Annotated in this window: 21 protein-coding genes, 2 tRNA genes, 1 rRNA gene and 1 riboswitch; of the genes, 2 read left to right on the top strand and 22 right to left on the bottom strand. The window is 41.9% G+C overall.

Features of this window, described 5'->3' with window-relative positions:
* The 9 genes from G603_RS0114305 to tsaE all read right to left on the bottom strand — a co-directional run.
* A 16S ribosomal RNA gene (locus G603_RS0114305) occupies nt 1-142 on the bottom strand; the annotation flags it as partial.
* A 324-nt stretch (nt 143-466) separates the two neighbouring features.
* Nucleotides 467-555 (bottom strand) — tRNA-Ser (locus tag G603_RS0114300).
* Nucleotides 556-594: 39 nt separating this feature from the next.
* Nucleotides 595-680, bottom strand: a tRNA-Ser gene (locus tag G603_RS0114295).
* Between the two features lie 109 nt (nt 681-789).
* Nucleotides 790-1,500: a 2-C-methyl-D-erythritol 4-phosphate cytidylyltransferase gene (gene ispD / locus G603_RS0114290; RefSeq protein WP_026670657.1), complete on the bottom strand. Its 711-nt coding sequence runs from the start codon at nt 1,498-1,500 to the stop codon at nt 790-792.
* Nucleotides 1,501-1,533: 33 nt separating this feature from the next.
* Nucleotides 1,534-2,628, bottom strand: coding sequence for a tRNA (adenosine(37)-N6)-threonylcarbamoyltransferase complex transferase subunit TsaD (tsaD, locus tag G603_RS0114285; protein WP_051207916.1), 1,095 nt, complete (start codon nt 2,626-2,628; stop codon nt 1,534-1,536).
* A gap of 58 nt (nt 2,629-2,686) precedes the next feature.
* Nucleotides 2,687-3,280 carry a DUF6715 family protein gene (locus tag G603_RS0114280; RefSeq protein ID WP_026524575.1) on the bottom strand — a complete coding sequence of 198 codons (594 nt, stop codon included), beginning with the start codon at nt 3,278-3,280 and terminating at the stop codon, nt 2,687-2,689.
* Nucleotides 3,281-3,324: 44 nt separating this feature from the next.
* On the bottom strand, nt 3,325-4,248 hold the full coding sequence (locus G603_RS0114275; RefSeq protein ID WP_026670655.1) for a ribonuclease Z: 924 nt from the start codon (nt 4,246-4,248) through the stop codon (nt 3,325-3,327).
* Nucleotides 4,241-5,425 (bottom strand): tRNA (adenosine(37)-N6)-threonylcarbamoyltransferase complex dimerization subunit type 1 TsaB, encoded by a 1,185-nt coding sequence (gene tsaB, locus G603_RS22090; RefSeq protein ID WP_026670654.1) that lies wholly within the window; start codon nt 5,423-5,425, stop codon nt 4,241-4,243. Before tsaB ends, G603_RS0114275 begins: the two co-directional genes overlap by 8 nt.
* Before the next feature lies 1 nt (nt 5,426).
* Nucleotides 5,427-5,867 carry a tRNA (adenosine(37)-N6)-threonylcarbamoyltransferase complex ATPase subunit type 1 TsaE gene (tsaE, locus tag G603_RS0114265; RefSeq protein WP_026670653.1) on the bottom strand — a complete coding sequence of 147 codons (441 nt, stop codon included), beginning with the start codon at nt 5,865-5,867 and terminating at the stop codon, nt 5,427-5,429.
* A gap of 88 nt (nt 5,868-5,955) precedes the next feature.
* A riboswitch (FMN riboswitch) is annotated at nt 5,956-6,102 on the top strand.
* A 71-nt stretch (nt 6,103-6,173) separates the two neighbouring features.
* Here tsaE and G603_RS0114260 point away from each other — a divergent pair.
* Together G603_RS0114260 and G603_RS0114255 are read left to right on the top strand one after the other, a co-directional pair.
* Nucleotides 6,174-6,929 (top strand): ECF transporter S component, encoded by a 756-nt coding sequence (locus G603_RS0114260; protein WP_026670652.1) that lies wholly within the window; start codon nt 6,174-6,176, stop codon nt 6,927-6,929.
* Between the two features lie 132 nt (nt 6,930-7,061).
* Nucleotides 7,062-8,144, top strand: a complete 1,083-nt coding sequence (locus G603_RS0114255) for an HD-GYP domain-containing protein (RefSeq protein WP_026670651.1) — start codon at nt 7,062-7,064, stop codon at nt 8,142-8,144.
* 41 nt (nt 8,145-8,185) lie between these two features.
* Here the strand turns inward: G603_RS0114255 and G603_RS0114250 are convergent, their stop codons facing one another.
* From G603_RS0114250 to G603_RS22085, 13 genes are all read right to left on the bottom strand, one after another.
* Nucleotides 8,186-9,478, bottom strand: coding sequence for a UDP-N-acetylglucosamine 1-carboxyvinyltransferase (locus tag G603_RS0114250; RefSeq protein ID WP_026524579.1), 1,293 nt, complete (start codon nt 9,476-9,478; stop codon nt 8,186-8,188).
* A 114-nt stretch (nt 9,479-9,592) separates the two neighbouring features.
* A complete protein-coding gene (locus G603_RS0114245; RefSeq protein ID WP_242829634.1) occupies nt 9,593-11,086 on the bottom strand; it encodes a M23 family metallopeptidase in 1,494 nt (497 codons plus the stop codon).
* An 87-nt stretch (nt 11,087-11,173) separates the two neighbouring features.
* Entirely contained in the window at nt 11,174-11,773 is a 600-nt protein-coding gene (locus tag G603_RS0114240) for a hypothetical protein (RefSeq protein WP_026670649.1), read from the bottom strand.
* Between the two features lie 277 nt (nt 11,774-12,050).
* The gene (locus G603_RS0114235; protein ID WP_035793384.1) at nt 12,051-12,692 is read right to left on the bottom strand and encodes a GTP pyrophosphokinase; all 642 of its coding nucleotides are present in this window, start codon (nt 12,690-12,692) and stop codon (nt 12,051-12,053) included.
* A gap of 26 nt (nt 12,693-12,718) precedes the next feature.
* The gene (locus tag G603_RS0114230) at nt 12,719-13,645 is read right to left on the bottom strand and encodes a glycosyltransferase family 2 protein (protein WP_026670647.1); all 927 of its coding nucleotides are present in this window, start codon (nt 13,643-13,645) and stop codon (nt 12,719-12,721) included.
* A 58-nt stretch (nt 13,646-13,703) separates the two neighbouring features.
* Entirely contained in the window at nt 13,704-14,795 is a 1,092-nt protein-coding gene (locus tag G603_RS20530; RefSeq protein WP_035793397.1) for an LCP family protein, read from the bottom strand.
* 80 nt (nt 14,796-14,875) lie between these two features.
* Nucleotides 14,876-16,285 (bottom strand): undecaprenyl-phosphate glucose phosphotransferase, encoded by a 1,410-nt coding sequence (locus tag G603_RS0114220; protein WP_026524584.1) that lies wholly within the window; start codon nt 16,283-16,285, stop codon nt 14,876-14,878.
* Nucleotides 16,286-16,307: 22 nt separating this feature from the next.
* Entirely contained in the window at nt 16,308-17,291 is a 984-nt protein-coding gene (locus G603_RS0114215; protein WP_026670646.1) for a glycosyltransferase family 2 protein, read from the bottom strand.
* 14 nt (nt 17,292-17,305) lie between these two features.
* Nucleotides 17,306-18,703, bottom strand: coding sequence for a glycosyltransferase family 2 protein (locus tag G603_RS20525; protein ID WP_196808083.1), 1,398 nt, complete (start codon nt 18,701-18,703; stop codon nt 17,306-17,308).
* Nucleotides 18,704-18,772: 69 nt separating this feature from the next.
* Nucleotides 18,773-20,515: a phospho-sugar mutase gene (locus G603_RS0114205; protein ID WP_026524586.1), complete on the bottom strand. Its 1,743-nt coding sequence runs from the start codon at nt 20,513-20,515 to the stop codon at nt 18,773-18,775.
* Nucleotides 20,516-20,584: 69 nt separating this feature from the next.
* Entirely contained in the window at nt 20,585-22,648 is a 2,064-nt protein-coding gene (locus tag G603_RS0114200) for a glycosyltransferase family 2 protein (protein ID WP_026670645.1), read from the bottom strand.
* Nucleotides 22,648-24,615: a glycosyltransferase family 2 protein gene (locus tag G603_RS0114195; protein WP_196808082.1), complete on the bottom strand. Its 1,968-nt coding sequence runs from the start codon at nt 24,613-24,615 to the stop codon at nt 22,648-22,650. Before G603_RS0114195 ends, G603_RS0114200 begins: the two co-directional genes overlap by 1 nt.
* 213 nt (nt 24,616-24,828) lie before the next feature.
* Entirely contained in the window at nt 24,829-26,958 is a 2,130-nt protein-coding gene (locus G603_RS22085; RefSeq protein ID WP_081667348.1) for a class I SAM-dependent methyltransferase, read from the bottom strand.
* Between the last annotated feature and the right edge of the window lies 1 nt (nt 26,959).

The raw sequence follows: 26,959 nt of genomic DNA, 5'->3' as shown, positions 1-26,959 counted from the left end.
GCCCACGCGTTACTCACCCGTCCGCCACTAAGATTTAACAAGATTCCGCCGAAGCCTCATCAGCGTTAAATCTCCGTTCGACTTGCATGTGTTAGGCACGCCGCCAGCGTTCATCCTGAGCCAGGATCGAACTCTCACGTTTAAAATCTATCTAATCACTTAAAGTGACTGGATCGTTCGTCTGACCAGAACTAAAGCTTGGCTTTGTTCTGTCCGTTTTTACCTTGTTAGGTTTGTTTTGTTCTCTGAATATTCGTTATTGATCAGAGCCGGTATTGCGAAACGCTTCGCGTTTCCCAATCTTTTGCTTTCGCAAAATAAAATCATTCATGTATAGCTCTTAGCAAGTAAACTTGCACGAGCTATCCCTGATTGATTTTGCTCTTCTCAATGCTGTTTGGAATTTTCAGGGTTGCATTACTATTCCATTGTCAAAGTGCATCTCATCGATGTTACTGATGAGGACCGCAGAAGGAGGGATTTGAACCCTCGCGCCGCTGTTAACGACCTGCACCCTTTCCAGGGGTGTCTCTTCAACCTCTTGAGTACTTCTGCAAAAGTGTTGACTTTAATTCTTCACTCTTCAATTTTGAGCGGAGCGAGAGGGATTCGAACCCTCGTGGCGTTGCCGCCAAACGGTTTTCAAGACCGCCTCGTTATGACCGCTTCGATATCGCTCCAAACACTATATCGGCTACTGTTTGTTGGGCTTCAACGCACAGCGCGATAATTATAATAACAACGTAGTAAACCTTTGTCAATATTAATTTTTGAAAATTTTTAATAATTTTATAGTTTCTTATTTATAATGGATTCCGCAAGGGTCAAATCCTCAGGTGTAGTGATTTTTATATTGTCATAAGACCCCTTTATAAGTTTTACCTTTCTGGTACCAAAAGTTTCCATAACCATGGCATCATCGGTAATATTTACCCCTTCTGAAAGAAGTCTTTCTTCTTCAGCAGCAAGCTTTTCATAGAGCTCTAATATCTCAGGATAGAGAAAAACCTGTGGTGTCTGAATGAGCCAGGTCTTGTCTCTGTCGGGAGTTGTAGCAGCAAATCCGTTTTCATCGGCAATCTTGATGGTATCCTTTACAGGCATACCCACAACGCATGCACCATATTCTTTTACAGCGGACAAAGCACGATCGAGAATCTCATCATCTATGAAAGGTCTTGCGCCATCATGAATAAAAACAGCCTCAGTATCTCTTGAGGCTGCAAGGAGTCCTAAACGTACACTATGATATCTTGTACTTCCTCCGGCGACTATGGCCTTTATTTTGGAAAAGCCGGCAGGATCTATTATATCTTCTTTTACCTGCTGTATGTCACTCTCGGGAAGTACTAATATTATTTCATCTATAAAACTGTTTTCAAAAGCTTTTAAAGAATACAGAAGAAGCGGCGAACCGCATATTTCCATATACTGTTTTTTTACGCCGCTTTGCATTCTGCTGCCGCTTCCTGCAGCAAGCACTATCGCTGTTGTTTTCAATGAGAATCTCCTTAACATAAATCTATAAAAAGATTAGTTACTGCTTCTTCCATGATATCTGCGTTCTCTGTCTCCAAGGGGTAGATTGGGAACAGCATTAAGATCCATTCCTGCACGGTTACCTTTTAGGTACTCGTAGTAGCCTGCGGCACCTATCATGGCTGCATTATCCGTGCAAAGTACAGGTGCAGGCCTATAGAAAGTCATTCCTCGTTTTTCGCATTCTGCTTCCAGTCTCTCTCTAAGTGCTGTATTGGATGCAACTCCGCCTGCTATTGCGACTTTTTTACATTTATATTCTTCGGCAGCTTCCATTGTGTGCTCAGTTAAAACATCTACAACCGCTTTTTGGAAGGATGCTGCCACGTCATTTTTATTAATTTCTTCACCCTTCATCTCTGCCTGATTAAGGTAGTTGAGAACCGCAGACTTTAAGCCGCTGAAGCTAAAGTCATAGGATTTTTCTGAGGTTTTGGCTCTGGGAAATGCGATGGCATCGGGATTTCCCTCTCTTGCAGCTTTGTCCACCTTGGGGCCTCCGGGGTATCCAAGACCTATGGCTCTTGCGACTTTATCAAAAGCTTCTCCTGCCGCATCATCTCTGGTCTGGCCGATTATGTCATATTCTCCGTAATCTTTTACATAGACAAGATGAGAGTGTCCGCCTGATGCAACAAGGCACATGAATGGCGGCTCAAGCTCTTTATATTCTATATAATTGGCGCAGATATGTCCTTCTATGTGATGTACGCCAACAAGAGGTTTACCTGTTGCAAAGCTTAAAGCTTTTGCTTCAGATACACCAACAAGAAGAGCGCCTACAAGCCCGGGGCCGTAGGTAACTGCAATAACGTCAATGTCATCAAGAGTCATTCCTGCCTCACTTAATGCAGCTCTCACACAGACATTGATCTTCTCCACATGCTTGCGGGATGCTATTTCTGGCACAACTCCGCCATAAACAGTATGAAGTGCAATCTGAGAAGATATGATATTAGAAAGAACTTCTCTTCCGTTTCTGACTACTGCCGCAGCGGTCTCATCGCAGCTGCTTTCGATAGCAAGAATGTTAATATCTTCATCTTTTGATTCCTGCAAAGCTTCAGTCTGTTCATTTTTGATTGACATAAATATTACGCCGTCCTCATCGGTACGGCGTTTGATGTTTTCATGATTGTTATCCATATTAATTCGCTTCCGTATCCTTTACTTCTGATACTGTCCACCCGAGGATTTTCCAGTTTTTATTGGCATCTTTTCTAAGTACAAAAAGATAGTTGTATATATTTGTATGGGTTCCGTGCCTTAAATAAACCTTGGCAAGGACGTTTGCTATTTCTTCACCGGTTTCTTTGGTTTCTTCGATGTCATTTGAAAGGACTTCATATTTGGAAATGGAATAGTCCTCTTCCTTTTTTTGATCTACCTCATCCTTAAGGCTTTGAGGCCAGTTGGACTGATTCGCAATAAGATCGTCATCAAAAATACCCTTCATTACGTCTGCCATCTGGTTAAACTCTTCATCAGTGTAGGTCTGCTTGTACATTACCTTCATTATACGTATGTACAGATCCGCAACGGTGGCAGGTGTTTTGGGATAGGTCTTGGACAGGTCCGTAGTGGTGATCTTCTGAACCTCAGTAAGTTCCTGATCTTCAGTAGTGCTGTTGGTACTGCTTCTACCTCTATTTACTATGACAAAAATGCCCAGTATAACTGCAGCAAACAGAACCATCAAAATAACAGCTTTTATAATAGCGTTCTTTTTGGAATCGTCCATATACCCCTCCTACATGTCGTCCTAATTCCGTTAATTTCTATGCTTTAGTCTTCTTCAAATCTCAAGGTTATTACTCTTCCATCTTTTGTTGCAACAGAGTTCTTGAAAATATCCTTTACCTTTGGCAGATATTCTTTGGGATTAACAAGTGAAGGGCTGTAATGTGTAAGCCACATCTGCTCCACCTGTGCCTTTTTAGCCAGTTCTGCTGCCTCATACATAGTCATATGCTTGTTTTCTCTTGCCTTTTGAAGCTTATCCTCTTCACCATACATGCCTTCACATATGAAAAGATCAGAGCCTTCGGCATTTTCCGCGATACTGTCCGTTGGTCTTGAATCTGTCACATAGGTTAGATGGATTCCTTTTCTCTGCTCGCCAAGAACCATATCCGGGGTGAAAACTTTGCCATCGTCTGTGGTTATAGTCTCGCCCTTCTGAAGTCTGTTCCAGAACTTCATTTCGATTCCCGAAGCTTTTGCCCTCTCCACATCAAATTTGCCTATGCGATCAAGATGCATGGTATAGCCGTAGCATAAAATATTGTGATTTACCTTAAAGGCTTTAATTCTGAATTCATTCATTCCGGGGAGTGTGAATTCATCGCTATCCCCTTCTATTTCATGGTACTGAATCTCAAAAGGCAGCTCCGGAGCTATTGTCCGCAAAGCCTTTACTACGCGCTGGAGCCCTTTGGGGCCAACCAAAAGAAGGGGCTCCGTTCTCTCCGCATTACCCATTGTAAGAAGCATTCCGGGGAGTCCTGAAATATGATCTGCGTGGTAATGCGTAAAGCAGATAACATCTATGGGCTTGGGACTCCATCCTGATTTCCTGAGGGCAATCTGTGTTCCCTCTCCGCAGTCAACCAGTATGCTTTTTCCGTTATATCGCACCATAAGTGCGGTTAAAAATCTGTTCGGAAGCGGCATCATTCCGCCGGTTCCAAGTAAACAAACATCAATCATTCGTATTTCTCTTCCAATAAATTACTGCATTATCGTCCGGATCATCATAGAAATTCGGACGTATTCCTTCATTAACAAAGCCAAGCTTCTCATAAAGCTTCCTTGCAGGCTGATTCTGTTCGCGAACTTCGAGGGTAAAATCCCTGCATCCGATGCCTTCTGCCTTTTTCAAAAGCTCAGTAAGCATCAAGTATCCAATCCCAGTGCTGCGAAGCTCTACTGACACTGAAACATTGGTAATATCACCCTCGCCTGAAATATTCCTTACTCCGCAAAGGCCGACTACTCTACCTGCTTTTTCTGCAACAATATAAACCGTGTCATCACGAGTGCAGGCTTCAAGTAGCTGCTTCTCGGTCCAGGCTTCTTTTCCAAGACTAGCAGCTTCTAAAGTGGCAGCATCTGTGATGTCCTCTGCGCTCATCTCTCTTATCTTAACGGCATTAGCCTTTTTCTCTTTTGCTTCTCGCTCTGCCTGTGATGCCCTTAAGTATTCGGGAGCAAAGCTGTCAGTATCTGCAATCTTGCCTTTTCTGAAATACTCCGCTGCAAGAACAGAAAGAGCTGCAGCACGCTGCCTGTTGGCAAGAGGCGGTGCAAGAATGTAATCAACCTTAAGAAGATCGTCAAGTTTATCTCTGTAAACAGGGATTCCATCCCCAAGAAGGACAACTCTTTTGCCAATCTGATTGAGCCTGTCTGCTATGTCTGCAACGGACATGGCTGCCTGCGGCATGAGAGTCTTCATCTTATAGAAAACTTCGTGCTGATCTTCATTTTCTTTTTCCGGAACAAAGGTATAGATTCCCGTATAGACCTGACTTCTTCTGGCATCCATCATGGGACAGATAATATTCTCATTGCCATAAAGGTTGTATGCCAAAGCGTCCAATGTAGGCACTGCTATAAGGGGCTTATTCAGCGCAAGGCAAAGTCCTTTCGCTGTTGCCACACCGATTCTAAGGCCTGTAAATGATCCGGGACCCGCTGATACAGCTATTGCATCAACAGTACTAAGATCAAGTGAAAGCCTCTCTTTTATCTGCTCCATCATAGGAAGAAGGAGCTCTGAATGTGTTATTTTATGCTGAATTGAAAACTCAGATAATAGTCTGTCATCCTCTGTAACTGCTACAGTGCAGACAAGCCCTGAGGTATCCAGTGAAATAATCTTCATTTTATCTGTTATCTATCGTCTCAAGGGTTATGCGGCGATAGTCTGTTCCTTTCCTTAAATCCTTTTCGATTGTTATTTCCATGTATTTTTCAGGCAATATTTCTTCTATAAGATTGGCCCATTCTATGAAGCACAGGCCTTGCCCATAAAAATAATCCTCATACCCAATCTCGTCCATCTCACTGGCATCACCGATTCTGTAGACATCAAAATGATAGAAGGGTATTCTGCCCTGATCGTAAACCTGTAATATTGTAAAAGTAGGGCTGTTTACGGGGCCCTCGATTCCAAGACCGGCTGCAACGCCCTGGGTTAAGACGGTTTTTCCCACGCCAAGATCACCCACGAGGGTATATACCATCCCGGGTTCTGCGGTCTCGCCTATTCTTTTGCCAAATGCAAAAGTCTCTTCAGCTGAAAATGTTTCTAATATTGTATTCATATAATCAGAATATTGCAGAAATCATCAAAATGCAAGTTATACCCCTATTGACGAATTTGATTTGATGAAATATTATTGTGTTTGTAAATAATATCTTCGGGGCGGGGTGCAATTCCCTACCGGCGGTGATACCCAGGTGAGAAGCTCATCTGAGGGCAAGTCCGCGAACCGCTACGGCGGCCGATTTGGTGTGAATCCAAAACCGACAGTATAGTCTGGATGGTAGAAGATGTCGTTATATGTCTAGTTTTATTACGCGATTAATCTTTTTCTAATCCTCCCCGACAATCTAAGGAGGAAAAACCAATGAAAAACAACCTATTAACTTCAATTGCAGACAACGCAGGATACGTTGTTGTATTTCTGCTTCTTATCGCTGCAATGTTTGTCGTAGCAAAGGTAGCTGAAAAGCTTGTTGCTAAAAAGACCGGTGATGACGGTTCCGCTCTTACAACCCGTAAAGTTGTAATAATCGGACTGTTTTCCGCAATCTCCGCAATCCTGATGATTTTTGAGATTCCGGTATTCTTCGCACCCAGCTTTTATAAGATCGATCTTTCCGATCTTCCTGCAGTAGTCGGTGCATTTGCTTTTGGTCCTATGACTGGCGTGCTCATCGAGTTCATCAAGATTCTTCTTAATCTTGTAATCAACGGAACAACAACCGCATTCGTAGGCGAGCTTGCCAACTTTATCGTAGGCTGCAGCTATGTACTTCCTGCTTCTATCATTTATCTGTTTAAGAAGACACGTAAGATGGCAATGATCTCCTGCCTTACAGGAACTCTTATTATCACAATCGTAGGAAGCTCATTAAATGCATTCTATCTACTTCCTGCATTTGCAGCACTTTACGGAATGCCTGTTGATTCACTTATCGCTATGGGAACAGCTGTGAATCCTTCAATCAACAACATGCTTACATTTGTTCTTTTCGCAGTTGCACCTCTTAACCTCTTAAAGGGCGGCATCATCACCGGTGTTACCGTAGCAGTATATAAGAAGTTAAGTCCCATCATTAAGAATGCTACCATTGTTTCTGCAAAGAGACAGGAAGCATAATAACAAAGCCTTCATTTATATTTTCTTAATCATTTTTTAATACCTGGTGTAGGTGCCTTTATTGACTTTTGTCAGCGCAATATCATAAAATTATTGTATAAATGCTGAATATTTATTGTCTGCGAGGCACCTATGAAAAGGTTGATCACCAAAAAACTCATTCCCGGCATGATCCTGTCGGACAATGTATATTCTTATGACAATAATCAGCTTGTGTTGCCTAAAGGAACAGTCCTTGATAATCAGGCAATCACCAAGCTGTCTTTTTATTCTGTCGCAAATGTCCTTGTTGAAGATTATGATGAATCATTAGATAATATGCCCACTGACAGCTCAGACGGTTCATACGCATCAAGGCTTCGCGAAACCGCTGAATTCAAGGAGTTTAAGCAGGATTTCGAAAACTGCTCCCAGAAATTCAAATCCGGTATAGACGATCTCATTAACGATAAAGAAAACTTCAGTCTCGAGGAAGTGATGTCTCCCATTTATGCACTTATGCATAAAGGTAACAATCCTTCGAATATTTTGGATATGCTTCACAGCCTTCGTCGTTATGACGATGCAACTTATGTTCACTGCGTAAGTGTGGCCATGATATGCAATATTATGGGACAATGGCTGAGAATGAGTGATGACGACATCGAGGTTTTGACTGAGGCAGGTCTTTTGCATGATATCGGAAAACTGATGATCCCCAGTGAAATCATCACAAAGCCCACAAACCTGACTTCAGATGAATATGTGGTGGTACAGACCCACCCGGCACAGGGATATATGGTACTTACCGATCTGGATGTCAGCGATCATGTTAAAAATGCCGCCCTTATGCATCATGAAAGATGCGATGGATCCGGGTATCCTGCTCATTTAAAGGGACCTCAAATCGATTATTATGCAAAAATCGTATCGATTGCGGACGTATATGATGCAATGACCTCTGCCAGAGTTTACAGAGATCCTCTATGTCCGTTTTTGGCTATTGAGTTATTTGAATCTGAAGGTCTTCAGCGATACGATACCAACGCCATAATGACATTCCTTCAAAACATTGTTAATACCTATCTTCTGAACAAGGTTCGGTTAAACAACGGGCAGGAAGGCGAAATAATCTTTATTAACAGGGATCATTTGTCGAGACCGACGTTAAAGATTGGTTCGGACTACGTGGATCTGACACAGCATCCGGATCTCCATATAGAACAGATACTATAAAAGCCACACCCTCTAGACGAAGGTATGGCTTTTCTTTTTAATTATGCAAATTTAAGTTTAAACTTCTGAATATCTCTGTCGGTATCTACCTTAGTGATCTGTGCTCCCAGCTCCCTGAGCTTCACATCAAAGTCCTCATAGCCTCTTTCGATATATCTGATCTCTTCTACAGTAGTAAATCCTTCTGCAGTAAGACCTGCTATTACAAGGGCTGCTCCTGCTCTAAGGTCAGGTGCTGCAACTTCAGCTCCGGTGTATTTATCAACACCTTCAATAATGGCTGTGCTTCCCTCTACTTTGATATTGGCTCCCATTCTGGTAAGCTCATCAACATATTTAAATCTGTTTTCAAAAAGTGACTCTGTCACAAGACTGATACCACTGGCAAGCCCGAGAACAACTGTAATCTGCGGCTGCATGTCTGTGGGATATCCGGGATAAGGAAGAGTCTTAACATGAGCATTGCGCATTCTCTTGGTGGCAACAACTCTTACTGCATCATCAGACTCAAGTACCTGGCAGCCCATCTCTATAAGCTTGGCGCTGATAGACTCTAAGTGCTTGGGAATAACATTTTTAATAGTAATATCGCCCTTAGTGGCAGCTGCTATCATCATGAAGGTGCCTGCCTCGATCTGGTCGGGAATAATAGTATATTCCGTACCGTGAAGTCTCTCAACACCTCTGATTCTGATAACATCAGTACCTGCACCCTTGATATCAGCTCCCATACTGTTAAGGAAGTTGGCAAGATCTACTACATGAGGCTCTTTTGCAGCATTCTCAATAATAGTCTTACCCTCTGCCATTGCTGCAGCCATCATGATATTGATGGTGGCACCAACACTGGCTATATCAAGATATATATGACTTGCAACGAGCTTCTCAGCCCTTGCACTGATCATTCCGTGCTCGATTGTTACATTAGCTCCAAGAGCGGTAAAGCCCTTGATATGCTGATCGATAGGTCTAAGACCTATATTACAGCCACCGGGTAATACAACCTGAGCATTGTTATACTTTCCAAGAAAAGCTCCAATCATATAGTAAGAAGCTCTGATCTTCTTGATATACTCGTTCTCTATTCTATAGTCACTTACATGTGAAGCATTGATTTTAACTGAATGACGACCTGTACGCTCGACAATAACGCCTATGCTCTGCATAGCCTGAAGCATTACATTTGTATCAGCTTCATCGGGCATATTGTCGATATAAACTGTCTCATCAGACATTGTCGCAGCGGCAAGAATCGGAAGTGCAGCATTCTTGGCTCCACCTATTTCAACTTCACCAACGAGCGGTATACCGCCCTTTATTACGTATTTTTCCATATAATCTCTACTACATTCACAAATTTGTGAACTTCCTAGTCAATAAACTCTCCCCATAAATTGCTAACGGCTATTGTTATACCACAAATATATAACTTTGTAAAATAAAAACCGTCAGTTCAAGTAATTAAGCGGATTTACCTGTGATCCGTTAATAAGGATCTCAAAGTGGAGATGTGCTCCCGTACTTACACCGGTATTACCGCTAAGAGCGATCTTCTGTCCCTGGGAGACGGACTGTCCAACGCTCACAAGTATCTTGGAAAGGTGACCATATCTGGTCTCTCTGCCATCGGAATGTCTGATATAGATTACATATCCATATCCTCTGCCCCATCCGGCTCTTGTTACTACGCCTCCATTGGAAGCCATTACCGCAGTTCCTACAGGAGTAGCCCAGTCAATTCCCTTATGATAGGTACTTGCTCCCTTGGTAGGTGCTGAACGTCTTCCAAATCCAGAGGACAGGCGTCCGCCGGAAATAGGCTTTATATATGTAGGAGGTACGATTGTTCCTCGTTCTACAATCTTTGCTACAGCTTCGTAAGTAACTTCTTCTTTTTGAATATCTCGTCCGGTCTCACCGTTATTCTCATAGTTTACAAGTGCTACTACCTTACGATGTCCCGCAGAAGGTTCCTGAACAACTTCCTGTCTTGTGGTGTACCATGAGTCATTATCAATGTATATTACATCAGCTTCATAATCTTCCTCATAGTATTCCTGCTTAGTATAAACTACAGAAAGCTCAGGCTCCGGAACAGTTACTATAATCTCATCACCCACACGAATCATGGATTCCGGAGTGTCTATTGTCTCATTCATTGCCACCAGATCATCCAGAGAAAGTCCAAACTTCTCTGCAATAAGTCCAAGTGTATCACCGCTCTGGATCTCATATATCTGATTGGTCTCCTGATCCTTGGTAACTTCATCGATGGCGGTCTGAACATCTGTTATCTCTGAAAGCGGAAGATAACTTTCAACCACCTCTATCTTGTCACCAAAATCGATGTTCATAAGTCCAAGCTTATAATCCTCAAAGCTCTTTTCCTCTGTAAGAGGCTTAATCTGATTGAAAATCTCGCTGATAGCAAGATCGATTCCGGCTTCAGGAAGCTTAATCTGTTCCTCCTTAGCCTCTACCTCTTCTGTGGAAACCACTTCTGAGGTAAGTACATTAACCTCTCTTGCATTATCGGTAACAAGGTCGACACTATATAAATTCTCAGTATCATATTTTGCAATCGCGGTCTGAAGAAGTGTAAAAACATCATCCTTGCTGGCCAGATTCACGATAAACTTATTGATTTTTACTGTATAGGCTCTCTCAAGAGTGGTCTTTGTGTCGCTCTTTAAAACATCGAGCATATTCTGTCTGACAGTCTTTTTACTGTCAACCTCTCCAAAAAGCACCTCACGTCCCTCGAGAGTGAGCTGAGCATCAGAAAGGACTAATTCCTCACTTCCCTTTGCAAACTGCCTTCTAGCGTCTCTTAAACACTTTTTCGCGGCCTGTTCGGATGCAAGTGTTCCAACATGCACTCCGTTTAACGAAACCTCGAAAATGTTATTGGCGCCATGCTCTATAGGTGAATATACGGGCAATAAGAAAATTATCCACATAACAACAGCAATTGTTGTGCCCTGAAATAACCCTATTCGAATTTTTTTGTTGCCTTTAAATCTCATTTATCAAACCAAACCTAAAAATCTTAATATGTTGAACACAAGATCTCCCAAAGAGATAAGCAGAACTATAACCAAAAGAGGCACAACACCTTTACCATTTGATTTATTGGAGTTCTGATACTGCTCTTCAAGCTGATTTCTTGTAGTATCAAGCCTTCTTAAAAGCACAGAGAATTCTCCTTTTATAGCATCTGTCTGCTTATGAAGATCTTCTCTGATATCATCGAGCTGCTTTTTCTGTTCATCAATAACAGAAGCCTGGACATTACGATATATGCGCACACCGATATCATGTGTGGCTTCGTCAGTCTTGTCCATTCTTTTTTCTATATCTTCTTTTATACTGTCAATAACACGGTCAAGATCACCGGTGGATGTTTCGTTTGTTGCTTTAGGCTCCTTAATATCCTTTAAAATCCCCTCAATACTGTCAAGGCGTGCTTCGAGCTTGTCAGCATTCTTCTTAAGAACATCAATCTCCTCTTCATATTGTTTGTTCTGCTTCTCAATCTGCTCGCGATGTGCTGCTTCAGCGGCATTATTGGCCTTTATCATCTCCTGCGCGCTGATTTTGTCCGTATGCCTCTTAATAAAGTTTTCCATAGCCCCTCCCATCAAACAATTATGAGTCAGTATCTAGATTACATCATTTATGCAATTCGCACAATAATTCGTTTTGCTCATCTAATCTTTTGTATGAATTAACCGCAAGTTTAAAGAATGTTCATAATTTGTTAATAATTGGTTGTTATAATTTACAATGTGTTAAGGAATTAGTCCTTACACATGAAGCATTTTACATTAGCTCCGAAAGATAGATAAATTTTTTCATAATAGCCCGGGCGCCGAAAGGTGTCTGGGCACTCCTCATTAATGGGGATTATTCTATATCCTGCGTGTTCACAGACTGAATCTCATCATTAAGCGAAAGCATTCTCTCGTCCAGTTCTGCAACGATCTTGGCGCACTCAAATAACTGGGCTTTGATTCTGGCAGGTGCCTTCGTTTCGAATTTGTACTGTATCTTATGCTCAAGACTTGCCCAAAAGTCCATGGCAACAGTACGTATCTGCACTTCTACCTTAACATCAGCCATTCTGTCGGAAAGATATACCGGAACAGCCAGTATCATGTGATAGCTTCTGTATCCGCTGGTCTTGGGATTCATAATGTAATCCTTGATGGTAAGAACCTTTATATCCTGCTGATTGCTGATCATATCTGCGATTCTGTATATATCAGAAGTAAACGAACAGATAATACGTATTCCGGCTATATCATTAACGTACTTGATCATATTCTCAAGGGTGGATTCATATCCGTGCCTTCTGAGCTTTTTAACAATGCTCTCCGGCGTCTTGATCCTTGACTTGATATGCTCAATCGGATTATACCTGTGAACCTCCTGAAACTCATCATTGAGAATTTCAAGCTTGGTATTGATCTGTTTAAGCGCTGAATTATATAGAAGACTAACTTCTTCCCAACTTTTTATATCACCATCTGAAAGTCTTGTATCCATATTTCCCCCATTGCTAACCCAAAGTCTTATTTCCAGTAAGACTTATTCATAGAGCATGCCTTAACAAGCTTTTTTGGTAACTTTTTGTAATTCCGTCCAAGCTTATAACCAAGTAATCTGAAGGAACACATTATCACATAGTCAGGCACCAGATAAGACTTACCTATATGTCTGAAATGGCGAATGGTATCACGAACCATGCGCTTTCCTTCTGATTCTGATTTGATTCCGGCGAAAATCTCAGGATGATCTGTCTGAGAAACCCCGAGATCAAAATTCCTGCGAAACTGCTGCATGTATGAGTAGTTGTGTGAATGAATCACTCCTGCCTCAGGTACATAGCAGATAGCATAGCCCTGATACATTGCATTGCCTGCAAATACCATATCTTCATTAAAAATAGCCTTGTGCAAAAAGCCTCCGACCTTGTCAAAAACATCTCTTCTGTACATTGCACAAACATTGGAGCAGAAGAAAGTCTTTATTCCAAGTCTCGGCAGATCCTTAATCGTCTTGCGCACAGCTTCCGTAGGATAATTGAATTTCCTTGAGTATCTCTCAGCCAGATTACAATCGGCCTTGGGATACTGCCTTGCATAAGCTGCAGCAACTCCCGGATCCTGAAGCGCATTTACAAGATGCGAAATGAGCGCATTGTCTCTTGGTATTGCATCCTGAGTTATCATCAAAAACAAGTCAGCATTTGAAAGGCTGACACCAAAATTCCTGGTATTACCATGATCAAATTCAGACTTATCAATATGTCTGACCTCAATATTGCCATATTTAGCCACAGTGTCCACTATTTCAGCACGTTCTACAAAGTATCTCTTCTCAGTGTTGATAATAATGATCTTATTTACTGCATAAGCCTGCTTCTCAAGCTCATCAATGAGCATTGAAAACTCAGGCCCCGGCTTGTATGAAGGTATTATTACATCTACTGTTTGCATATTATTCCTAACGTTATAAAAGGCCCCGGCTAATCCGGGGCCCAAAATCATCTGCCACTTATTCGCCGATATATTCACTGACATCAGCGGCTATCTTTGAACTGTATTCCTGAACGCTTGATGAAACCTCATATTCAGTATCATCAAACAGGAAATTGTGAAGCCACTGTACATTAGAAGCAAGTGTTACAGGAAGTACACAGCTGCCCTTCTTGCCCATTGTTCCGGTAGTACGCATATCTGCTGTCGGGAATCCATCGTTTGCAACGACATTATATTTGGTAACATTTCCCAATAATGCAATTATATCCTGAAGATCAAATGAGGTATATGTCTCACCAAATATCTTGCCGGCAATGTTCTCAAGCTCTGAAGGGCTTGCGGTCTTTGCCTTATCAAGGATTGCCATGAGAACCGTTCTCTGTCTCTCAGCTCTTCTGAAATCATCACCTGCTGTATATCTGATACGGCAATAAGCTGTTGCCTGTAAACCATCCAGTGTCTGAAGTCCAACCTCAGTAACAGGAGTATATTTCATTCCAAGCTCCTCAGCCATTGTGGACTGATAGTTGTTAAGATGAGTGATCTCACTCTCTTCTATATTGATCTGAACGCCGCCAAGCTCATTTACAACATCTGTAAGTCCACCAAAGCCGATAGTTACAAAATCAGTGATATCCAGGTCAAGGTTCATGTTGAGCATGGATATTGCCTGCTCAGGGCCACCTGTAGCATAGGCTGTATTACATTTATTGTAAGAATCGTTACTGAGATTAAGATAAGTATCTCTGTAAACGGAAACAAGCTTTATTTCGTTATTCTCATTATTAATGGATGCGATGATTATGGTATCGCTTCTGGTCTTTTTATCAAGATCACCTTCACGGGAATCTACACCAAACAGGGCAATATTCCTATAACCGGTCATCTCCTCATTCTCCTCGACGCCGCTGTTCACACTGCTGGCTATTTTTTCTTCATCGAGGTTAATCTTTCCTACTTTATCAACCTTCATTCTTCCGAATAAAGTCCATACAACAAAAAGCAGAATTAACAGTACAACTACTTCTATTCCCAAGATGATAAATGCCTTCTTGGTATTTTTCCTGCCTCTTCTTCTCCTGCGCCCGTCGGTACCACGATTCGACATGTCAGTATAATCTCCTTTATAGTTGATATTCCACTGACCTATTTTGCCATAAAAAGACAAATTATACAAGTCGAAGAGACTCAATATGCATTCTTATTAACAAAGCCATGGAAAAAGGTTCCAAGCAGTATCCTTATATCAAATTCAAAGGTCCAGTTTTCTATATAATATATGTCATATTCGATACGTTTTCTTATGGAAGTATCGCCTCTGTAGCCGTTGATCTGCGCCCATCCGGTTATTCCGGGACGAACCTGATGCTTAACCATGTATCTGGGGATTTCGCCTTTAAATTTTTCAACGAACTGAGGTCTCTCAGGTCTTGGTCCAATAAGGGACATATCTCCAAGAAGCACATTGAAAAACTGAGGCATCTCATCAATACTTGTTTTTCTTAAAATCCTTCCGATCTTAGTAACTCTGGGATCATCCTTGGTAGTCCATCCCTTTTTCTCTGCCTTCTCAGACTGACATTCCATGGTGCGGAACTTGTACATCATGAAAGGTCTTCCGTGGAGACCTACTCTCTCCTGCTTGAAAATAATAGGGCCAGGGCTTGAAAGCTTTACTGCTATGGTTGCAAAAAGCATAGCCGGTGAAAACAGTATTATTGCAATTAAAGAACCAATGATATCTGTAAGTCTCTTCACAATAACATTGAATCCGTTAGTAAGCGGTACATATCTGATATTGATAACAGGCAGTCCAAGAATATCCTCTGTATAAGGGTTACTGGGAAAAAGGCTTGTGTAATCAGGTATAAACTTGGTGTGTACGCCTGACCTCTCACATATCGCAACCAGTTCCTCCAGTTTGTCGTATCTGTCCAGAGGAAGGGTAATGGTGATCTCATCATATTCGTTGGCACTAAGGTACCTTGATAACATATCGATCTCACCGATAACCTTAACACCGTGATAACTGGTGCCTATGGGTACCATGTCATCAAGAATACCGCTGACAACATATCCCCACTGAGGATTACTGTTGATCCTGCTGATATAACCCTCTGCTGAGCGCGAATAGCCAATAAGCAGAATGTGCTTAAGGTTATAGCCTCTTTTTCTGATATATCTCAGAATTTTTCTTAATAAAAGTCTGGAAAGACTGGTGAATACAACATTCAGCACAAAGAAATACCCGATCATAACACGGGAGAAGTGTGCCTGCTTGATCATATACAGAATTACTAAGAAGCCTGTTACACCGATACCGTTTGCCAGCAGGATACTGTACAGCTCATAGCGCATCTTGGTGGCACGTCTTGGGGTGTAAAGGTTGAACATGCTGTATAAAACAAGATATGCGGGTACCAAAAAATAGAGGGCAGTAAAATATGTCCCCATAGATAAGTAACCCACATCTGGAGCGACGTTGGCAAATACTGACTCAAACTTTAAATACCACGCCAGTATATAAGAACCAGCTACTATAAATCCGTCCCCAATAATATGAATTCTATTCAGATTTGTCTGGTTATCTTTAATCATATCAGATTTATTCTATACCAAATCACCCTGCAAGTCTACGAATACAGTTAACAAGTAGCTCGGCTTCCAATATGAAATAGTTGCCGAGGTTACCGGGTGAAAACGGCACCTTTCTGTCTGAATGTTTAATTATCTTCTTAATACCCATCAAAAGCCCCTTAGCATAAGACATACCAAGACCTTTTCTGGCAAAGTACACCTGCTTGATAATAACACCGATTATCAAAAGCGGCAGGTTAAAAATCAGCTGAAGCACCGGCATATTCTTGTATATAAAATACAGATTGTTGGATGCCGTAAGCTCCTCTTTGAATTTGTTGTATCTGGAGCCGCTTGTGCCACTACCTGCATGATAAACTATTGCAGAAGGCTCCATAAGGTTCTTATAGCCGTATATCCTTGCCCTGTAGCCAACATCCACATCTTCGAGATAGCAGAAATGAACCTCATCAAAATATCCTATCTGCTCAAATACATATTTTCTGTAGATAGCTGCTCCGGCGCAGGCCGTTGTGACAGCGCATCTCTTCGAATAGCTCTTGCTATTTTTATCTCTGGCAGGTGAAAAGGCCCATCCAAGGGCACAGTACAGATCCCCGGCATCATCAATAACATCCGGGTTTTTCATAGAGAGCATTTTCGCTCCAACGGAAAACACCTTCTTTTGCGACTCTATTGCACGAACAAGCTTCTCCGTCATACGCTCTTCGCATACCGTATCATTATTAAGAAGTATCACATATTCGGAATCAGCTGCTTTTATTCCCACATTAACCGCATTTGCAAAGCCTGTGTTCTCATGAAGCTCAAGAAACTTAAGCTTCGGATATCTTCCGGGCTTTTTGGATGCCATCTCTTTAACCGCATCCACAGATCCGTCCTCAGAGCCGTTGTCCACGATAATAACAGGTGCCTTCATAGTCTGTTTCCCAAGACTTCTAAGGCAGTCGTCCATATACTTTTTTCCATTATAATTTGGAATAACTATAGTTACTTTACTTTGCAAAATACTTCCTCTCTTTATATGACGGTCTCGTACTGCGGATCCCACAGCAGCTTATATCCCATCTTTCTGACTTCCTGTCCGAAAAGAATGCATTTCCTTCTTATTTCTTCATCATCACCGATGCCGCTAAATACCACCTGATTGCCTTCAAGAGTATCCTGATAAGGCACTCCAAAAATCTGTTCATAGATTTCAGAGAGTTCCGGTCGTATTCTCATGCACCTGAGATCCACTGCATCCGTATCCTGCTGAAGAACTGCTCTGTGCTGAAAGCCGCCGCTGTAATTCTTGGGAAGATTATCAAATCTGACCTTCCCACTGTCTCTGTAGTTACCGCCCTTTATAAGTCCCCTTCTATCAAGAAGTCTTCCGCCGATAACGCCTACATCCTTCCTGGTTTCGAAAATATCAGCCTTGTATTCTACCCGATAAAATCCCACGTGCTTTAGGTGACTTACCGATGCATCTATCTTGTTATTATCCAAAAAGTCCTTAACAGCCCGCCTTCCGGCCTCATAAGCATAGGTCTTACTCTGAGGATTGGCAGAAGTCGATGCATCATGGCTTCTCCAATGATATAACACCTTAGGGATGTGAATTATCTGCCTTGAAGCAGTGGGACTCCACATGGTATCCCCTATAGCTCTTAGGAAAAGGTCATAGTCCTGAGCTCCGTCATACTCATCTCTGAACCTTGTCTGAAACATAACATCTGAACGAATGGTCGTAAAATGACAGATGTAATTATTTGAAAGAAACATATCTGCATTAAATGCAGGCTTCTTATGGTGTTGGAAAAACTTAGTTCCTTCAGCATCACACTTATCCTCATCAGAATATATAAGCTTTGGATAGTTTCTTATGGCTGTGATTGCCACCTCGCATAACGCATCCGGTGTTAGCGTATCATCATGATCCAAAAGAGATATGTAGTCTCCTCTTGCTTTATCAAGAGCTGCATTTGTGTTCTCAGATATACCTCCATTGGTCTTAAGTCTTAGGTATTTTATTCTACCGTCTGTCTCAGCATATCCTGCTATAGTCTTCATAAGTGGATATACCTGCAGAATCTTATCGCCCTTTTGACGGTCTACAGGAGCCTCTGCCAATATCAGCTCCCATTTTCCATAGGTCTGATTCCTAACTGACTCGATCATATCACACAAAAATCTCTTATCAGTGTTATAGCATGGCACAAGTATGCTGATCAAAGGAAGCTTTACTGATTTTGAAGAATCATTCAATATCGAGCGATACCATTTCCTTTGCCGCTCAAGTTCCTCTTCAGAAACAGGCACAAATGTATAGTTATCAGCTCTCTGATCATGAATTCTCTCTGCAGCAGCTACCACAGCACCTGATATGCCATTCCTTCTGGCGTATGAAATTGTCTTCTTTATATTATTAAACATGGCAACATTATACATTAAAAATAGAGCTGTCGCGATAGGCAGCTCTATTTTATGGGCTTTTGTTATCTATTATTTCTCAATCAGTGCTTTTACAGCTGCTGTAAGCTCTTCCTGTTTCTGATCTGCATCATCAAGGCTTGTTCCCTTTACACCCATGTAGAACTTGATCTTGGGCTCTGTTCCTGAAGGACGAGCGCAGCACCATGAGTCATTATCAAGTGCAAAGTAAAGAACGTTTGATGAAGGAAGCCCTGTCTTGCCCTTCTCGCCTGTAGCAGGGTTAACAGTCTCGCCTGTCTTGTAATCACGGAACTCCTCTACTGTCCACTGACCGAAGGTCTTAGGAGGATCATTTCTAAGCTTATCCATAAGTGCAGCAATTTCCTTAGCACCTTCGATACCCTTCATTGTGATGGAATACTGGCCTTCTTTGTAATAGCCGTAATCTTCGTACATCTCGATCATAGCATCCCAGAGAGTCTTGCCTTCCTTCTTGCAGAATGCTGCAACCTCGCAGAGCATCATAACTGCTACGATAGCATCCTTATCACGGGCATGTGTGCCTGCAAGACATCCATAACTCTCCTCAAGACCAAATACATAATTGTATTCCTGGTTGTTCTCCTCGAAGAGTTTGATCTGCTCTCCGATATACTTAAAGCCTGTAAGAACCTCGATATAGTGAAGTCCGTACTTCTCAGCAACTCTCTTAGCCATATTTGTGGTAACGATAGTTGTAACGAAAGCAGGTCTCTCAGGCATTGTACCTGTAGCCTGTCTCTCACGAAGGATATACTCACCGATCAGCATACCGGACATATTTCCTGTGAAAGGAATATACTCACCTGTCTTTGTATCCTTAGCATATACACCAAGTCTGTCAGCATCGGGATCAGTTGCAAGAACGATGTCTGCATCCTTTTCCTTAGCAAGCTCAAGCGCAAGCTTAAATGCCTTGGGATCCTCGGGATTAGGATAATCAAGAGTTGTAAATTCAGGATCCGGAAGCTCCTGCTCGGGAACGATATAAACGTTCTTGAAGCCAAGCTCTGCAAGTACTCTCTTTACGGGAACAAGACCTGTTCCATGGAAAGGAGTATAAACAACTGTGAGCTTCTCAGCCATTTCCTTAATAGCATCAAGGTGGATGATCTGCTTCTTAAGCTCTACCATGTATGCATCATCGATGTCCTTACCAATTACCTCATAAAGTCCAGCCTTCATGGCATCTTCCTTGGACATGGTCTTAACATCATTGTAGTCAGTGATAGCCTTAACCTCATTGATGATTCCTGTGTCATGAGGAGGTGTTACCTGAGCACCGTCTTCCCAATAAGCCTTATATCCGTTATATTCAGGCGGATTGTGGCTGGCAGTTACCATAACACCAGCTATGCATCCAAGCTTTCTAAGTGCAAACGAAAGCTCAGGAGTAGGTCTGAGTTCATCAAATACATACGCTTTGATTCCGTTTGCAGCAAGGCATCTTGCTGTCTCATCTGCAAATTCAGGTGAAAATCTGCGGCAGTCGTAAGAAATTGCAACGCCTCTCTTTGCGCCGTCAGCTCCTCCGTTCTTTTTAATATAATTAGCAAGTCCCTGAGTAGCCTTACGAACAACGTATTTGTTCATACGGTTAGTACCTGCACCGATTACTCCTCTAAGTCCGCCTGTACCGAATTCAAGTTCCTGATAAAATCTATCCTCTACCTCCTTTTCATCATTTCTGATGGCAAGAAGTTCCTGCTTTGTCTCATCGTCAAAGTAAGGATCATTTAACCAATATTCAAGCTGTTTTGTTGCGTCACTCATTCTTTTCCCTCCTTAAGAGCTAGATTTGATAATCTAATATATTAAGTAAAACACTATGAAGCCCAAATTTCAAGCATCACGCAGGCTGCTGTAGCCTTCCACATTCAGCGAAAAATCACTTCTGTCCAGTGAAAAGTTCGGATTATAGTAGGGGTCCCCCGCATCCAAAACCTCTTTCCACTTAGCTTTGAAATGATCTGACTCCTTCACATATCTCTTGGCATTTTCACCTGCCAGATCAAGACCTCTCGAAGCTGATTCGTAATGATACATCTCAGCAAAAGGCGTAAATATGTTAAGGTAACCCTTTTGACGTAATTTAAGGCAAAAATCTACGTCATTAAGTGATACTTCAAATGACTCATCAAATCCGCCGACCTCATCATACTTTTCTCTCGAAACCATGAGGCATGCACCTGTAACGGCGGATACGTCCTGGGCGTAGCAAAGTCTTCCCATATAACCCAGGTTCATACCTTCCTGCTTGTAATGGCAATGACCTGCTGTTCTGTGAGCACCAAGTCTGAGTACTATTCCTGCGTGCTGGATCTTCCTGTTGGGGAAGTAAAGCTTGCCACCAACTGCACCGACATCTGCTCTCTGAGCATACATCAAAAGCTCTTCCATCCAGTTAACAGTGATGACCTGTGTGTCATTGTTAAGAAGAAGGATATAGTCACCAGTAGACTGCTTAACACCGTAATTAACAACCGCAGAATAGTTAAAAGGCGGTCTTGATCCGTCGGGACCAAGATTATTCTTATCTTCATAATAGTCTACAATCTTTACAACAGAGCTCATGGCGCTGTTCTTAATATCGTCATAGTAAGCCTTTATCTCTTTGGACTTACTGCCATTCTCAACAACGATTATCTCATAATTATCATAGGTTGACTTCTCATATATTGATGTAAGGCAGCGCTTTAAATCCTCCAGATGCTCGCAGGTAGGAATAACAATCGATATCTTTGGTGTTCCCTCCACCTCGTAAGCAATTTTGAAGATGGTCTCAAAGGCTCTGGTACTGGTGATTTTGAAATGTTCATAGCCATGGCGTCTCAAATGATCCGCTACAGCTCCTCTTGCCGCATCAATGGCATAGCTTTTAGCACTAATATCAGATGCTACGCTTCCTGCATGGGATCTCCAGTAATAAAGAAGCATGGGAACATGAACGATATTCTCGGCATTATCCGTAAGTCTGAGAATCATATCATGATCCTGGCTGCCATCAAACTTGGATCTGAAAAGCTCTGTTCCATCAAGAAGAGATCTTTTAAACACACTAAAATGACAGATGTAATTATTGGCTCTAAGATTATCCGGTGCATAGTCAGGTTTGAAATGCATAGTGATCATATGATCTATGCTCTTACCGGAAAAAGTAGCCTCATCGCAATATATATAATCTGCATTTTTCTCATTTATTGCTTTTACGTAGTAATACAAAACTTCCGGATGTAGAATGTCATCATGGTCAAGAAGTCCTATATATTCACCGTTTGCAAGCTTAAGACACTCATTGGTATTGCCTGATATACCTGTATTTTTCTCAAGTCTGTGGTATACGATACCGGTATTATCAACTTTTCCAAGCTTATTTCTTGGATCCTGCTGATATTCCTTTATTATGGTCTCCACATAGCCGTGCTCGGAGTCAGAGCCATCAGCAAGGCAAAGCTGCCAATTCACATATGTCTGATCAAGTACCGACTCGATCATATCTCTAAGGAAATTCTCAGGAGTATTATAAAGCGGAACAAGAATGCTTATAAGTGGCATCTTTGCAAAGATCTCATTTCGCTCAGCAGCTATCCTTGCTTCATCAGGAAAGCTCTCTGTACCGTAATGTACCTTGGCTTTTCTCTCAATCTGCTTGTACCTGACTTTGGCGATAACACCACCAATTGATCCCGCATTTTTAAGGCGATCCTTTTGTCTTATTACAAAATGCATAGCGCTTCTTGCAGGTTTGCTGGCTTTCCAGATAGGATTACCCTTGATTCTGTTAAGCTTGAATTCGAGCTCCTGATTTTTGTCCTCAAGATCAGCTATCTTCTGTGCAAGATCGGCACTTTTGAGCTTCTCCTTCTCGTATGCGGTTTTATAGTCAAATTCGTTATTCTCTGTCATTACACTTTCACCTTAAGTAAATTTGGAACCCAATTGATCAACTTAAGCCTGCCTGTCATATCCATGGCAACCATACCCAGCTGATAATATCCGGGCTTAAGCTTTCCCTTTGCTATCCTTACCTTGTATCCCGTGAGGTCAACATCTATCTGATCCTGAAGCCTTAGTTTTATATCAGGTCTGTACCAGGTATATACAGGCGTGCTGTAAACCATCGAAGATACGGGTCTTGCGCCTTCTGCGGTAACTTCTACCTGCCTTAAAACCAGTCTTCTTTCAAAAAAAGCATTGTCCGAGCCAATTACGAAACAGTAACCCTTGATAAAGTAACCACTTTCCGCATCACTCTCACGAATTCCATACATCCAGTTATCCATAGTCCCTGCATACTCAACACCAAGGCGCAGGCATGCATCCTCGCGCACTTCAGGATAACCACCTTCATGCTCTTTTACCGCATGATAAGGTATATCCAGCACAGGAAGGAAATCCTCGCATGGAATTATTGCACTTATGGTCTCATCATCAGTGAGATATCTGCTATAGAAGGGATCCTTGTTGTAAAAACCGGGATGCCTCTTCATCAAAGTGTCATATTCTCTGGAAAGACGTTCCATTTTTTTCATATCAAGCGTATCAAGACCGCGACTTAGCGACTCGTGATGATACAGACTTATATGATTGCAGCATACATTGTAGTATCCGCGCTGATGAACACTATAGCACAGATCAACATCATTAAAAGCTACCGGGAGCTCCTCCGGAAAACCGCCGACTTCATTAAACTTTTCTCTGCTGAGCATTAGGCAAGCGCCTGTTGCTCCCATGAGATTATGTATACCCCTGTTAAAACCAAAATAATGGGACTTCTGATCATGCATTCTCTGCAACTTATGAACAGGGCCAAGTCTTACATTGGTAATACCTGCATGCTGAATAAGATCCGTGTCAGGATAAAGAAGCTTTGCCCCTACAACTCCCACATGACGAAGCTGTGCCTGAGAGAGCATCTCTCTCATCCATCCATCCTGGGTTGCCTCTATGTCATCGTTCAAAAAGAGCAGATAATCACCACCGGACCTTGCCGCGCCTCTGTTACACATGTGCGAGAAGTTGAATTCTTCAACTTTATACAGATATGTAATATTTGTTAAACCGTTAATCCTGCTTACAGAATTAATATAAGATCCATATCTTACACGGTTATACGCACTACTTCCGTTATCAACCACCACTATTTCATATTTGATATTTTTCTCATGGGTGGTAGAAACTATTGATTTAAGGCACTGCAGCAGAATGTCAGGATGATCCTTGGTGGGGATTATTATACTGACCGTTGCAGGCTTAATAAGCATATGTCTTGAATTATGAAAGCCTCTGCCATAGAACACGTCAGTATCTGCATTTCTATGGAAAAGAATCTCGTCAATGTGCCCTATAGGGAACTCCATGCCATTTCTCTTACCAAAGGCTCTCTCCTCTATGGCAAGCATACAAAACAGCACATCGGCAGAAAGCATACTGGCTTCTCTGCCCACAGCTTCCGGAGAATTCTTTTTTACTCCTGAGGTTCCGCCCAGCATTTTAAGGGCATTATCATATTCCTTAATAGCCGATTCATAGGTATTTGCTCTGCAGGCAAACACACTTCCAATATAAAAAGCATTAAGATAAGTATCAGGTGACCAGTCGGGCTTGAAATAGGGACGTCCGTATTTGCCGTGACCAACCATTTCATCCTCATCACCGTAAACTACGTTGATTTCAGGATGAGCCTGGAAATAATTACGAATGTTATCAATAGCATGTCCCGCAAGCTTTCCCTTAGGACTTACAAAAATCAGAATTTTCTCCGCAGTTGCCGAAGGGTCAGACTCCCTCCATACACTGGTGTACGAAACAACCTCAGTAACAAGCTGCAAACGGCCTGTAACCTCAGCTGCCGCACCGGTGGGTACGGACATAGGGCGTTTTTCCCTCTTATGCTCCCAGATGTTGTAAGCGTTTTTACACTCCTTAACTTTACTCTGGTAGTCACTTTTTCTTTTGCTTATTAGAACTTTTTTGGCAACTTCCTTGAGCATTAATTCCCAGCCTGTCGGCTCCCCTTACTACTTTTTGTCATGCATCCTCAAATCAAAAACTAAGTTCAAGATGCGGTGCAATAAATTACTGCATCAATCCTTTGAAAAAATCTTCCTCTTGATCTTACCGAAGAATTCTTCTTTCTCCCCCTGGCTCTCTTCCGCCGGTACTCTCAGTGAATCCTCAAGAGCAACGGCTGTTTCTTTTGGAATAAGAGTCATCATCATTGTTACCTTGAGATGATTCTCTCTCTTTTTCTCAATCTTACTGTCAGCGAAACCAAATTCAATATTCGGATCATCTGTACCAAAGACTATACTGTCCTCAGAAATCCAGGATCCGTTTGGATGAATCGAAATATGGAGATCGCCTTCTTCAAGAGATACCCCATTCCAAAGCACCTGCTTCAAAGTAACAATGCAGGATGCAAAAGCAGGATCAATTCTGATGTTTCCTACCTGATCGTTACACTCCACATCAATGGTCACTGTATTGTGATCATCATAGGTCTCCTCAGGGAAAATGGAATCATCTTCGCTGTATCCATCACCTTCATCCACATAAATCTGAATCTCTTCAGCACTTCTGGCTGCGTCCACGCTACCTGCAAGTTCCTTGGGAACAATGGCGTTTCTGCCAATCATCTTCCACATCTCTACCTGAGACTTGCGTCTTCCGGTAACATATTTCTGGAACTCAGCCTCTTCACTAAGAAGATTCTTTATATCATCATCTGTAAGGCCAAGTGTCTCATATAAAGCCTTAACATCAAGCTTATCCCTGCTTCTGTCTTCAAGCTTGTAGCTGTAGAGCGCCCTGAAGGCTATCTCTTTTGCAGGAATACACTTACCATAGGTCCACTCATAATCTATGATTGTCCAAATAGGACCATTTACAAGGATATTTGGGAAAATCAGGTCGTAATCGGTAACCGGATAATCCTCTCTGTATCCTATTCTCCTCAAATATTCGCGGAATAAAGCATTAAATGAATCCATATCATCAGATTCAAGACATGCATCAAAAAGAGCTGTCAGCGGGATTCCGTTCACATAGGAAAACATTGCACATCTGCTCTTTTCATCAAGCTGGCAGTCATTAACTTCAAGATCGCCGCCTCTGTACTTCTCGCGAAGGCCGTAATAAGCATCCTGCATTCCAAAAACATGCTCTATAGCAGCCTCGTTAAGGGGGTGCTTCTTAATAAGCTTACGTCCAAGCTTATCTACGACGATATCCGTTCTGATCTTGAACTCTTCTGCGCGGTCATTTGAATATTTACAATATACCGTGTCAAATCCTGGTCCTAAGATTACCTCGAAGGAATTAGCAAAATCCGGATACATTCCATCATGGATAAGACACTCATAGGCTCTCTTTTCATTGAAAAGAATAAGTCTGTCTCTATCGTAATTTCGTACATTATCCTGCAATTCTCCGTATTGCGGCAGATGATCATCAGAATGAAGCGATGTCATAAGCTTATAATCCGGATAAGGATAATAGAAGTGATAGTCATTCATACCACATTTCTTAAAAATCCTGATAAGACCATTTCTTGTGAAGGTCCTTGCTACCGCATCCTTGGAGTAGCCTTCGATTCCTGAGAAATATGTTCCAAGATGATCCTCCTGGGCACCTGCAAAATACTTAAGACCGGTTCTGTTTTCAATAGCAATAACGATTCGGCCATTCTTCTTAAGGTGCTTTTTAAGCATAAGCAGGAAGTTCTCATAGGGACTGTCTGTGCCGATATATCCCTGACCATATTCAAACACGCCAATAAGGAAAATAAAATCAAAATCTCCCGGAAGGTCCGGCTCTATATCCCTGAAATTGCCTACATGAATAGTGACATTATCGCATTCACTGTTTCTGGTAGCGTTGATCTCACTTCTGCGTCTTGAAAGATCGCAGGCAATTACTTCACTTGCCTTTTCAGAGAGCATTCCTGTGATAGCACCGCATCCTGCACCGACTTCAAGTACCTTTTCATTACCCTTCATCGGAATCCATTCAACAATATTACTTCTGAGCTCAGATAAATGATAAAGAATAGGCCAGCTTGCCTTTTTCTCAATTATCGCAGGATATTCTTCCTTTTTGTGCTTGCGAACAATATCAAAAATCTCATTCTCAATAGGACCATCACTGTAAAGATCAAGTCCTGCGTAATGCTTGTAATTTAGTTTTACATTCCCAATTAAAACTTCTTCCTGCATC

Source organism: Butyrivibrio sp. AE3006, from assembly GCF_000424165.1.
In the GTDB taxonomy this organism is placed as follows: Bacteria; Bacillota; Clostridia; order Lachnospirales; family Lachnospiraceae; genus Butyrivibrio.
This window is presented reverse-complemented; position numbering and strand designations above follow the sequence as displayed.